12 protein-coding genes are annotated in these 11,402 nt (G+C 74.1%); 8 read left to right on the top strand and 4 right to left on the bottom strand.

Annotated features, from left to right (window positions below):
• The first annotated feature begins 37 nt into the window (after nucleotides 1-37).
• Genes CLT68_RS20155 through CLT68_RS20145 form a run of 3 tightly spaced genes read left to right on the top strand, consistent with a single transcriptional unit; the run spans nucleotide 38 to nucleotide 4,441 of the window.
• Nucleotides 38-2,359, top strand: coding sequence for a tetratricopeptide repeat protein (locus CLT68_RS20155; RefSeq protein WP_099852918.1), 2,322 nt, complete (start codon nucleotides 38-40; stop codon nucleotides 2,357-2,359).
• A gap of 40 nt (nucleotides 2,360-2,399) precedes the next feature.
• A complete protein-coding gene (locus tag CLT68_RS20150; protein WP_099852915.1) occupies nucleotides 2,400-3,023 on the top strand; it encodes an ABC transporter ATP-binding protein in 624 nt (207 codons plus the stop codon).
• Complete coding sequence (locus CLT68_RS20145; protein WP_099852913.1) at nucleotides 3,020-4,441, top strand: DUF6297 family protein; 1,422 nt, start codon at nucleotides 3,020-3,022, stop codon at nucleotides 4,439-4,441. The genes CLT68_RS20150 and CLT68_RS20145 overlap by 4 nt, the downstream gene beginning before the upstream one ends.
• A gap of 60 nt (nucleotides 4,442-4,501) precedes the next feature.
• Here the strand turns inward: CLT68_RS20145 and CLT68_RS20140 are convergent, their stop codons facing one another.
• On the bottom strand, nucleotides 4,502-5,104 hold the full coding sequence (locus CLT68_RS20140; protein ID WP_099852911.1) for an MBL fold metallo-hydrolase: 603 nt from the start codon (nucleotides 5,102-5,104) through the stop codon (nucleotides 4,502-4,504).
• 72 nt (nucleotides 5,105-5,176) lie between these two features.
• Between CLT68_RS20140 and CLT68_RS20135 the strand changes: the two genes are divergently transcribed.
• Nucleotides 5,177-5,983 carry an SDR family oxidoreductase gene (locus CLT68_RS20135; protein ID WP_099852908.1) on the top strand — a complete coding sequence of 269 codons (807 nt, stop codon included), beginning with the start codon at nucleotides 5,177-5,179 and terminating at the stop codon, nucleotides 5,981-5,983.
• Nucleotides 5,984-5,990: 7 nt separating this feature from the next.
• On the opposite strand, the gene CLT68_RS20130 is transcribed toward CLT68_RS20135, so the two are convergent.
• Entirely contained in the window at nucleotides 5,991-6,599 is a 609-nt protein-coding gene (locus CLT68_RS20130) for a hypothetical protein (RefSeq protein ID WP_099852905.1), read from the bottom strand.
• Between the two features lie 181 nt (nucleotides 6,600-6,780).
• Here CLT68_RS20130 and CLT68_RS20125 point away from each other — a divergent pair, with 181 nt between their 5' ends.
• A complete protein-coding gene (locus CLT68_RS20125; RefSeq protein ID WP_099852902.1) occupies nucleotides 6,781-7,878 on the top strand; it encodes a DUF5919 domain-containing protein in 1,098 nt (365 codons plus the stop codon).
• Between the two features lie 73 nt (nucleotides 7,879-7,951).
• Nucleotides 7,952-8,833, top strand: a complete 882-nt coding sequence (locus CLT68_RS20120) for a pentapeptide repeat-containing protein (protein WP_099852900.1) — start codon at nucleotides 7,952-7,954, stop codon at nucleotides 8,831-8,833.
• A 21-nt stretch (nucleotides 8,834-8,854) separates the two neighbouring features.
• Here CLT68_RS20120 and CLT68_RS20115 read toward each other — a convergent pair whose 3' ends face one another.
• Entirely contained in the window at nucleotides 8,855-9,376 is a 522-nt protein-coding gene (locus tag CLT68_RS20115; RefSeq protein ID WP_099852897.1) for a MarR family transcriptional regulator, read from the bottom strand.
• A 5-nt stretch (nucleotides 9,377-9,381) separates the two neighbouring features.
• Between CLT68_RS20115 and CLT68_RS20110 the strand changes: the two genes are divergently transcribed.
• Nucleotides 9,382-10,602: an MFS transporter gene (locus tag CLT68_RS20110; RefSeq protein ID WP_099852895.1), complete on the top strand. Its 1,221-nt coding sequence runs from the start codon at nucleotides 9,382-9,384 to the stop codon at nucleotides 10,600-10,602.
• A gap of 39 nt (nucleotides 10,603-10,641) precedes the next feature.
• Nucleotides 10,642-10,878: a preprotein translocase YidC gene (locus CLT68_RS20105; RefSeq protein ID WP_099852892.1), complete on the top strand. Its 237-nt coding sequence runs from the start codon at nucleotides 10,642-10,644 to the stop codon at nucleotides 10,876-10,878.
• 7 nt (nucleotides 10,879-10,885) lie between these two features.
• On the opposite strand, the gene rnhA is transcribed toward CLT68_RS20105, so the two are convergent.
• A complete protein-coding gene (gene rnhA, locus CLT68_RS20100; protein ID WP_099852890.1) occupies nucleotides 10,886-11,359 on the bottom strand; it encodes a ribonuclease HI in 474 nt (157 codons plus the stop codon).
• Nucleotides 11,360-11,402: the final 43 nt, after the last annotated feature.

The following is an 11,402-nucleotide window of genomic DNA, read 5'->3' as shown; positions in this document are numbered from 1 at the left end:
CAGCTCCCGTTGGCCGGCGCTGATCGCGATCGGCGGGGTGGTCAGCGGTGTCCTCGCCAACGTGGTCAGCAACCTCGCCAGCGACCTGCTCTCCGGGCTGGCGGCCAGCGTGCTCGGGCCGACGAGCATCGCCCTCGCCGTCGGGGGCATCGTCGGCTTCGTGGTCTACGAAGTGCGTCGCCGCCGGGCCGACCGGGAGGTCGACCCCGAACCGACGGATGTGCTCACCGCGCCGTCCACCGGCGCGCCCACCCTGCCCTACACGGCCGAGTTCACCGGTCGCGAGGACCATGTCGAGGCGGTGCTCGGGCTGCTCGCCCGCGAGCACGCGGTGGCCGTGTTGGGCCGCCGCGCGGTGGGCACCTCCGCGTGCGCGGTGCAGGCCGCGAACCTGTGCCGGGACGACTTCCCCGACGGGCAGTACTACCTCGACCTGCGGCGGCGCGGTCGAGCTCACTCGGCCCGGCAGGTGCTCACCGCGTTGGCCCGGATCCTGGGCACCGCCCCGCCGGTCTCCGGCCGGCCGGACGCGCTCGCCGCCGCCGCCGACGCCCTGCGCGGTCAGCTCGACGGCCGCCGGATCCTGCTGGTGCTCGACAACGTCGACCGACCCGAGCAGGTGTGGCCACTGCTGCCACCCACCGCGCGCACCTGCCGGCTGCTGCTCGCCGGCGGTCCGGCGCTGGTGGGGCTCAAGGGTGTGGTCGCACACTGGATCGCCGAGCCGGGCACCTCCGAGGCGGTCGAGCTGTTCGCCGCCGCCGGTGGGGCCGCCCCCGCCGCCCGGGTCCGCCGTGCCGACCCCCGCACCGACCCGGAGGTCTGCGAGATCGTCGACCTGTGCGGCCGTCAGCCGCGCACCGTCCGTGCGCTCGGTTACCGCACCGCGCAGCACGGCTGGCGGCACTCCGACCTGCTGGACGCGCTCCGTCGCGCCGTGCAGACACCGCCACACCAGCGGCTCGCCGTCTCGCCGGCCGCACGTCTGATCACCGAACGGGACACCGCGTACCGGGCGTTGACCCGCGGGGCCCGACGGTTGTACAGGGTGATGTCGCTGACCCCCGCCCCGGTCGACCGGCCGACCATCGCCGCGCTGGCCGGGCGGCACCCCGAGCGGGTGTCCACGCTGCTCGACCAGTTGGCCGCCGCGGCGTTCGTGGTCGGCGCGCCCGGCGACCGGTACGAGATCCGCCCGCTGCTGGCCGCCAGCGCCCGGCTGCACCTGCGCGACGCGGATCCGGCCCGGGCCCGGGTCGCCGCGCAGGCCCGACTGACACGACACCTGGCCCGCAGAGCCGAACGGCACGCGGCCAACCTGGCGGTGCTCGGCACCCCACCGGACCGGGAGTGGTCGTTGCCGCTGGACGACGACCCGTACGGCTGGTTCGACCTGCACCAGGAGCTGCTGCTGGCGGTGGTGCGGGTGCCGGCCGGCGCGGCCGAGACGCTGCCCCGCCGGGTGCGCCGGTGGTGGTTCCGGCTGGCCGTGGCGCTCTGCGGCTGGCTGGCGTACGCCGAGCGGCTCGACGAGTGGGAGCAGGTCTGCCGCACCGTGCTGGCCACCCCGACGGCCGACGACCGACCGGAGATCGCCGGGTGGGCGCACAACGAGTTGGGTGTGCTGCGCCGTCGCCGGCACGACCCACACGGCGCGGCGGCCGCGTTGACCCTCGCGGTCAACGAGCGCGGGCGACGGGGCACCGCCCAAGCGCGGATGAACCTGGGCCTGGCGCTGCTGGACCTGGGGCAGCTCGACGACGCGGTGGAGCACCTGGAGATGTCGCGTCGGCACCGCTCGGGGGCCGACCGCGCCGGGCACGCCCTCACCGACCTGGGTCTGGGCGCGGCACAGCTGGCCCGCGGTGAGCTGGACATCGCACACCACCACCTGGTGCGGGCGGCCAACACGTTCCGGTCGGTGGGTGACGCGCGCGGATACGCGGCGGCGCTGACCAACCTGGTGCTGGTGCACGCGGCGCTCGGCGAGCACCTGGACGCCGCGCAGGCGTGGCGGGCCGCGCTGCACGAGTACGAGTCGGTCAACGACCCGACCAGCCGGGCGACGGCGCTGCTCAACGCCGGGGCGACGCTGCTGAGCAGCACGCCGGGTCAGGCGCACACGGCGTACGAGCTGCTGGCCGAGAGTCGGCGTCTGCGCGAGGAGGCACGGCCCACGGCGGGGCTGGCGCGCACCCTGCTCTACCTGGGTGACGCTGCCGCCGCGCTGGGCGACCATGCCGACGCGCGGCGGCACTGGGCGGACGCGGCGGCGGTCGCCGAGGAGGTCTCCGACGATCAGGGGCTGGCCGCGGCCGACGCCCGACTTGAGGCCGACGCCACGGACCGCGTGACGTAGGTCGCTCAGGTTGGTCGGTGGCACGGCTCTGGGAGACTCTGTGATCGTGGACGCGCTCTCGGTACGGGGACTCAGTCGCAACTTCGGCAACCTGGTCGTGCTCGACGACGTGAGCTTCACGCTCGCGGCGGGCCGGATCGCGGTGGTGCTGGGCCCCAACGGCAGCGGCAAGACCACCCTGCTGCGCTGTGTCGTCGGCGCGGACCGACCGGACGCGGGCGAGGTGCGGGTGCAGGGCCGCCGGGCCGACGAGACCGACCCGCAGGTGCGGGCGCTGGTGGCGGCAGCCCTGGACGACATCGACTTCTTCCCCGACCTGTCCGTGGTCGAGCACCTGGAGCTGGTGGCGTACGCCCACGGGGGTGACGCCGAGCCGGTCGAGGAGGTCCTCGCCGAGCTGGGTCTGGAGCCGGCCCGCGACCAGCTGCCGGTGACCCTGTCCAGCGGGCAGCGCCGCCGGCTGGCGTTGGCCTCGTGTTTCGTTCGGCCGCGCCGGGTGCTGATCCTGGACGAGCCCGAACAGCGGTTGGACGTGCGCGGGCGGCAGTGGCTCGCCGAGCGGCTGCTGCGGGAACGCGAAGCCGGGACGGCCGTGCTGCTGGCCTCACACGATCCGGAGTTGATCGACGCGGTGGTCGACGAGCGCATCGAGATCGGCCGGTGACCGCCCCGCCGGCCACGATCGCCGACACGCCGGCCGGGGTGCCCACCGCCCGGCAGCTGCGGACACACCTGCGCAAGGCGCGCAGCCGACACCACGACCACTCCCTCGGCGACGTGCTGGGTGACGCGTACGTCATGGTCCTGTTCGGGGCCATGTACGGCTGGTTCGCGATCAGCGCGAGCCGCGACCTGCTGGACTCGCCCACGGTGGGGCGGGCCGAGCCGGGCGTGCGGTGGTGGTTGGCGGTCGCCGCGCTGCTGGCCGGCGCCGGGCTCGCCTGGCGTGGCCTGCGCGCTCTCGGGCCGCTGCTGGTCACCCCGGCCACGCAGAGCTGGGCGACCAGTGCGCCGGTGGACCGGCGGGCCTGGCTGGCGCCGCGCTTCGTCCTGCTGCTGGTGGGTGCCGCGGCCGGCACCGCGGCGCTCGGGGTGGCCGTGGCGGCGCTCGGCGGTGTCACCGACCTGGCGGCGCTGGGTTGGGCGGCCGGGGCCGGCGCGGGGTGGGGTGCGGCCGCGCTGGCGCTCAGCGTCGTCGCCCAGAGCAGCCGGGCGGGTCGGCGGTGGCCGACCCTGGTCGGCGCGGTGCCGATGGTGGCCGCTGCGGCCATCACCGCCCTGGTGGTGCTCGTCGGTCGTTTCGGCGACGGGCTGCCCCGGCCGGCGACGATGCCGACGGTCGCGCTGTTCGCCGCGGCGGTGCCCCTCGTGGGCGCGGGCACCATCCTCGCGGTACGCGCGTTGCCCCGGGTCGACCGGGCCACGCTGACCACCGGCGCCCAGTTCGCCAACGCCGCCTCCACAGCCATGATTCTCCTGGACCCGAGCCTGCTCGCCGGCCTGGTGGAGAGCCGGCGTTGGCGTCGGATCGGCCGGGTTCGCAGCAGCCGCTTCCTGCCCGGCCCCGGCTGGTGGGCGTTGCTCCAGGCCGACGTACGCCGGTTGCGCCGCCACCCGAGCGCCGTGCTGATCTGGGCCGCCCTGATCGGGGTGCAGTATGCTGCCGCGCTCGCCCTGCCCGGGCTGGCCGGGGCCGCGCAGGTGGTGTTCGCCTACCTCGCCGTCGACCGGCTGACGGGTGGTCTGCGGTCGGTCAGCCGCTCACCCGGGCTCCGCCGGGCGCTCGGTGGCAGCGACACCCTGCTGCGGGGGATCCACGTGGTGGTGCCGGCGATCGGCGCCGGTCTGTGGTGGTTGCTGACCCTGCCGACGGTCGACCCGGGGCCGGCCTGGCTCGCGGCGACTCTGGCGGTCGGGGTGGTGCTCGCCGCGTTCCGGGCCGGCACCCGCCCACCGATCAACTACGGCGGCGCGACTGTCAACACCCCGTTCGGGATGGTCCCGGTCGACCTGATGCGACAGGGTTCACGCGGGCCGGCGCTGCTCGCCGTGCTGGTCCTCGTCCAACTGTTCCTGGGCTGAGGCCGGGCGGACCCACGCTGAGACGCTCGGCGTGACCCTCGCCCTCCCGAACGACAGGAGTCAGGCGGTGTCGCCGGGCACGAGGTGGCGGTAGCCGGGGATCGTCTCGGTGAACCAGCCGGCGACGCTGGCCAGGCCACGCTCGTTGAGCTGCGCGTCGTGGATCGGATACGCCGCCGCAGCGCCCACGGCGGCGGCGAATCGGATCGCCTCGTCGAGGCGCAACCACGACCCCTGGGCCGGGACGAGCAGTGTGTGCACCGGCTCGTCCGGCACGTGCAGGGAGTCGCCGGGGTGGTAGAGCCCGGCACCGACCAGGTAGCCGAGGTTGGGGCAGTCCGGTTGCCCCTCGTGGATGGCGGCGTGCCGGCCGCCGTGGGCGCTGACCTCGATGCCCGCCGCCGTGAAGCGTTGCCCGGCGCGGACCCGGGTCACCGGCAGCGGCGCGAGATCCGGCAGTCGGGCGCCCTCGGGGGCGTACACCGGGACGCCGAGGCCGGCGAGCCGCAGGACGTCCACGTGGTCGGTGTGCTCGTGGGTGACCAGGACGGCGTCCGCGCCGACCAGGGCGCGCGGCTCGCTCCACGTCCCCGGGTCGATGACCAGCACCCCGCCGCCGTGCTCGACCCGGACACAGGCGTGCGTGAATCGGGTGATCCGCATCCGGCGACGGTACGCCCTCGGCGGCCAGGGACGTGGCGATTGGGTCGGCCCGCTCGGGGTAGTGCGAACCACATGCCCCAGCGATACGAGAACTACCCGAGGATCGCCGTGGTCACCGGTGCGGACTCCGGCATCGGCAAGGCCTGCGCGGTCGCGCTGGCCGAGGCCGGCTTCAACATCGGCATCACCTGGTACGGCGACCCCGACGGCGCCGAACGGACGGCGACCAAGGTCCGCGCCACCGGTCGTCGCTGCGAGGTCGCCGGGGTGGACCTGACCCGACTACCGGAGGCGGCGGCGGTCGTGGACGAGCTGGCCGACCGACTCGACGGCGTCGGGGTGCTGGTCAACAACGCCGGCACCGGCGCCTCGACGCCATTCGTCGACACCGGCTGGGAGCAGTGGCGCGAGGTGCTCGCCGTCGACCTGGACGCGCCGTTTTTGTGCGCACAACGGGCCGCGCGACGGATGCTGGCCGCCGGCACCGGCGGGCGGATCATCAACATCACCAGCGTGCACGAGCACGCGCCCCGGGTGGGCTCCGCCGCGTACTGCGCCGCCAAGGGTGGGCTGGGTCTGCTGACCCGGGTGATGGCACAGGAGCTGGCCGCCGAGGGGATCACCGTCAACGCGGTCGCCCCGGGTGAGATCGCCACACCGATGACCGGCATGGAGGACGTCGACCCGTACACCCAGGACCGACCCGGCGTGCCGGTGGGACGACCGGGCGACGCTCGCGAGGTCGCCGCAGTGGTCGCGTTGCTCGCCTCCCCCGCCGCCAGCTACGTCACCGGGGCGTCCTGGCCGGTCGACGGCGGCATGCTGCTGATGGGCCCACAGGCCAACTCGTTGACCAGCGACGACTGGCGTTCGGTCTGAGCGCCGGTCAGTTCCTCTCGGCCGCGGCCGTGCGCAGGATGTAGAGGAACTGCGCGCCGAACGCCGCCAGCGCGACCACCACCCCGGCCGGGATCGCGAGCGTGTGCCCGACTCCGGCCAGGCCGGCCAGCAGTGCGACCCCGAGCCCGACCAGCAACGCATTGACCGCGCCGACCAGCGCGGCAGTGGTCAGCAGGAACTCCCAACGCCCGCGCTCGATGCCCACCAGGGACCAGGCCGATCGCATCGTGCCCTCGTCGGTCACGGCGTCGGCGAAGAAGTCGTGCTGGCCGGCGAACCGGTGGTGGTAGTACGCGCGGATGCGCTGGATCCTCCACAGGTCCAACGAGTTCTCGACTGTCGTCTCGACGAGCCGCAGGAAGGTCAGCAGCCCGATGACCACCAGGGTCGGCAGCACCGCGCCCAGGTAGGGCCGGACCAGCTTGTCGTTGCTGGCCACGAAGCCCAGCCCGATCAGGGCGGCCGACAGGACGGACAGGTAGATGGTGGCCCGGCCGGTGGACTCGGCGACGGTGCCCGAGCGGGCGGTCTCCAGCGCGAAGTGCTCGGTGGTCAGGGCGGTCAGCAGCGCCTGTTCACGTTCACTGTCGTTCATCAGAGCCCACCCTGCGTAGTCGCACACTGCCGTTACCGTCACCCTAGGAGCGGTGGTAACGGTCCGGTCGGCGAAACCGATGGCCCCGAACAGGACAGCGAGCGGCAAACCGGGCACGTATCCTCCGCATCCTGGTGATTTGCGGGCGGCGGTGGGCCGGCCGACGAGGAAGGGGGACCGGATGCCCGAGTGGGCTGGTCGGGGCGGGCGGCAACGACGCGCCTTCGTCGTCGGTGGGGCACTGCTCGGGGTCGCCGTCGTCATGCTGGTGGGCGCCTGGCGCAGCACCGGCTTCCTCAGCGACCTGCTGCTCAACCTCGGTGCCAGCGTGGTGCTCGCGGCCATCTCGTACGTCATCTTCGACCCGCTGTTCGAGGAGGCCCGTAAGGCGCGGGTGCAGGAGCACCTGAGCTTCGACCAGCAGGCGTTCGTGAGCCGGCTGAACCGCTCCGGACGCCGGGTGCGCATCCTCGACACCTGGACGATCCTGCTGGAGCAGCGGCACCGCGAGGAGACCCTGACCGCGATACGAGCGGCGCTCGGCAACGGCGCCCAGGTGCAGTTGCTCCTGCTCGACCCGGACTGCACCGCCGCCCAGCAGCGCTCCGAGGAGTTGGAACGGCAGCGGGTGGACGTGCCCCGACAGATCCGCACCAACCTGCGCCACCTGGCCGCCTTCAGCGACGCCCTCGACTCCCGGCTACGGCAGCGCCTGCAGGTGCGGCTCTACGACGCGTCCCCGTCGATCCAGCTCTACCAGTGGGACGGGCGGGCGTTGATCTCGTTCTTCCCGATCGGGAAGCTGTCGTTCAACGTGCCTCAGCTGGAGGTGGACATGGACAGCCCGTGGGGCGGGTTCGTGCACGCCCGGTTCGAGGAGTTGTGGGAGCACGAGCAGGCCACCCTGAACCTGGAGCGGTACTGGTCGGTCGTGGTCACGCTGCGCCACGACGACTCGGACGTGGTCGAGGTGCGCGTGCCGTACGTGACGGTGGACGGGCAGCACTACGTCGACTGCCGCGGGTTCCGGGTGACCGGGCCGCTGACCGTGCGGGCCATGCTGCCGCCCCGCGCGCCCGGGGCGTCCCCCGCGGTGTTCGCGCTGGCCGAGCCCGCCGACGGCGACCACACGCCGGCCGACGCAGTGAAACGGCACTTCGACCAGAAGTACGGGCACGACGACGGGGACCGGGCGATCTACCGGTTGGTGCCGCCACCGGGTCACTCCCGTACCCCGGCTCCCCGCTCGGCGGCGGCCGGTGACACGCACGGACGGTGACCCCGACCCGACCGGTCGGCTCGGCGCGCGAAACAATGGTGGCCTCGCCCCGGACACCAGGAGGACCGGCCACGTGTCGCCCAGCCCCGCACCGCCGCCCGGGTCGGCGCAGTTGCGTGCCGACTGCGGACGTTGCTTCGGCCTGTGCTGCGTGGTGCCCGCGTTCGCCCGGTCGGCGGATTTCGCGATCGACAAGCCGGCCGGGCAGGCATGCCCCAACCTGGGCCCGGACCACCGCTGCGGCATCCACACCGAGCTGCGGCAACGCGGGTTCCCCGGTTGCACGGTGTTCGACTGCTTCGGTGCCGGCCAGCAGGTCTCCCAGGTCACCTTCGGCGGGCGCGACTGGCGGGGCGCGCCGGAGACGCTGCCGGCCATGGCGGAGGCGTTCGCCGTACTGCGGCCCCTGCACGAACTGCTCTGGTACGTCACCGAGGCGCTGACGCTGCACCCGCCGGCCGACCTGCGCGACGAGCTGGCCCGCGCCCGCGCCGAGACGGCGGCACTCACCGAGGGTGACCCGACGCGCCTGCGCACGGTGGACGTCGCCGCGCAACGGGACCGGGTCAACCCCCTGCTGTCCCAGGCAAGCGACACGGCCCGCTCCCCCGGGGGCGTCGACCACCGGGGCGCGCGCCTGCCCGGCGCCGACCTGCGCCGGGTCGACCTGCGCCGGGCCAACCTGCGCGGGGCGCTGTTGATCGGCGCCGACCTGCGCGGCGTCGACCTGAGCCTCGCCGACGTCACCGGCGCGGACCTGCGCGGTGCCGACCTGCGGGGCAGCGACCTGCGGGACACCCTCTTCCTGCACCAGTCCCAGCTGGATGCCGCTCGGGGCGACGTACGCACCGGTCTGCCGGCGACGCGCACCCGGCCACCGCACTGGACGGCGCTGCCGCTCACCCCGGTCCGCCAGCCGTCCCGGGCCACGGCCCGTCGCGGCCGGCGCCGATAGGGCGGCCTGACCCGCGTCGCGTCAGTCCTGGGTCAACTCCAGGAAGCCGGCGTGGACCGGGCACTGCGGGCAGCGGGCGCGGTCGCAGAGCCGGCAGAGGCGGGCCAGGCTGCGGTCGTCCGCCACCTCGTCGTGCAGGAGGACGCGGGCGATGTCGGCGAGTTGGTGGCGTTGCTCGGCGGTCAGTGGGGCGAGCAACGCGGTCAGCGCCTCCTGCCGCTCGTGCAGGACGCACGCGGCCGCGGCCGTCCCGTCGGTGGTGAGGTGCAGGGCACGGCTGCGCGCGTCGGCGCCGGGACGCCTCTCCACCCAGCCCTGCTCCCGCAGTCGCCGGACCAGGTGCGCGACGCCGGGCTGGGTCAGCCCCAGCACCTGGCCCAACCACTCGGCGGTCACCCCCGGCTGGTCCTTGAGGACGATGAGCGCCTCGGCGAGCGCACCGCCGGCCCCGACGGACGCGCTGGCCGACGCGCGTATGCGCGAGCCGACGAGCAGGGCGAGTGCGCCGAGCAGGTTGGGCGAGCCGTCCTCGGGTAGATTCATAAGTCATGAATGTACCCCGGCGAGCGATGCTCCTCATCGTGTTGATGACCGTGGCGCAGCTCCCGGTCGCGCTGCGGCAACTGCTCGTCGTGCTGCTCGGCCACCAGAACACCGGCAGCTTCGCCACCGCCGGAGTGGCCAGCGCCGGCTGCGGGATCGGGTTGGCGCTCACCGCGCCACTGGTCGGCCGGCTCCTGGGTCGGCTCGGTGCCCGGCCGGTGCTCCTCGCCACCGGCCTCGCCCACCTGCTCGCCCTGCTCGGACTGGCCGTCACCACCGAACCGGTGGCGTTCGTGGCCCTGGCCACCGTGGCCGGGCTCAGCACGCCACCGGCCGTTGGCAGTGGACGCTCCCAACTGGCCCGGATGGTCCCCGCCACCGCGCTGGCCCGCACGTACGCGGTCAACGCCGTCGGGCAGGAGCTGCTGTACGTGGGCGGCCCCCTCGCGGTGACGCTGAGTCTGCTGATCAGCGGCCCCACGGCCGCACTGCTCGTCTTCGCCGTCATCGGCACCGCCGGGCTGCTCGGCATGGTCGCCGTGCTGCCGCCACGCGACGTCGAACGACAGCCCGGCGGGAAGCGGTCCGCGCTGCCGGGTCGGGCCACCCGTCGCACCGTCGTCGGCACCCACATCGGCTACATGGTCAGCATCGGCGCCATGTGGGTGCTGGTGCCCGCGTTCGCCACCACGGTCGGGCACCCGGACCAGGCCGGGCTGCTGGTGACCATCTGGTCGGTGGGCAGCCTGGCCGGTGGCGTGCTGCTGGCCCGCCGGGGCCGACCCGGCAGCCCGGCGGGGGCGTACCTGACGCTGCTCGGCACGTTGGCCGTCACCTCGCTGGCGCTGCTGCTGCCCCGCAGCGTGCCGCAGATGGCCGTCGCGCTGGCGGTGTTCGGTCTCGCGCTGGCACCGTTCCTGGCCGTCACCGACGAGATCCTCGCCCGGTCCACCCCGGCGGACCAACTCCCCGAGACGTACGGCTGGTTGCAGACGGCGGGGCAGCTCGGCATCGCCGCCGGCTCCGCGGCCAGCGGCGCGGTCAACGACCACCTCGGTAACACTCCGGCGTTCCTGGTGGCCTGTGGCGCGCTGGCGGTGGCGCTGACCGTCGCGCTCAGCCGTCGCCGGACGCTGCGGCTGCCGTCCGCTCCCCCACCCACCGAGACGGTCGGACCGGCGGTCACCGCCGGCGGGCGAGGTTTCGGCCGTGACGACGCCGGGTAGCCAGCGCCGACGCGGACCGGCATCGACGGGAGGCACGGCGTGGGCTACCGAAATCGCCAAGGTGAGCAGCCGGGCGACCCGCAGCACAGCGAGGACGAGGCCGGCCAGGTGCCGTTGGTGCAGGTCGAGGCGGACACCGAGGTCCCGGCCCCGGAAGACACCGACGTACGGCCGGACATCGTCACCGAGGACAACAGCGCGGGCATGACCGGCGGCTCGTCCGGCAGCAGCGGCGGCGGGTCGAGCATGCCGGGGCACCCCGACGCGGCCCGCTGACCCGGGCTCAGCGGCTGGCCAGTGCGGCTCGCGCCTCGGTCATGCCCTTGTTGGCCAGCCCGTCGGCCCGCTCGTTCTCCGGGTGACCGTTGTGCCCCTTGACCCACAGCCAGGTGACCTGGTGCCGCTCGCAGGCCGCCTCCAGCCGCTGCCACAGGTCGGCGTTCTTCACCGGCTGCTTCGCGGCGGTCAGCCAGCCGTTGCGCTTCCAGGACGCCAGCCAACTGGTGATGCCGTTGCGCACGTACGTGCTGTCGGTGTGCAGCTCGACGGTGACCGGCCGGTTCAGGCTCTCCAACGCCTGGATGGCCGCCATCAGCTCCATCCGGTTGTTGGTGGTCGGGGTGGCCTCGCCACCGCACAACTCCCGCTCGTGGTCGCCGTAGCGCAACAGCACACCCCAACCGCCCGGCCCGGGGTTGCCACTGCACGCCCCGTCGGTCCAGATCTGCACGCCCCTGCCGGCCGCCGCGTCCACCATGCCCGGCAACCTACCGGGCGGTGACCTCGTCCTCCCCTCTCGG

It is taken from the genome of Micromonospora sp. CNZ299 (assembly GCF_002754415.1).
Note: the sequence above shows the minus strand (reverse complement) of the source record. Positions and strands in the feature narration are given on the sequence as shown.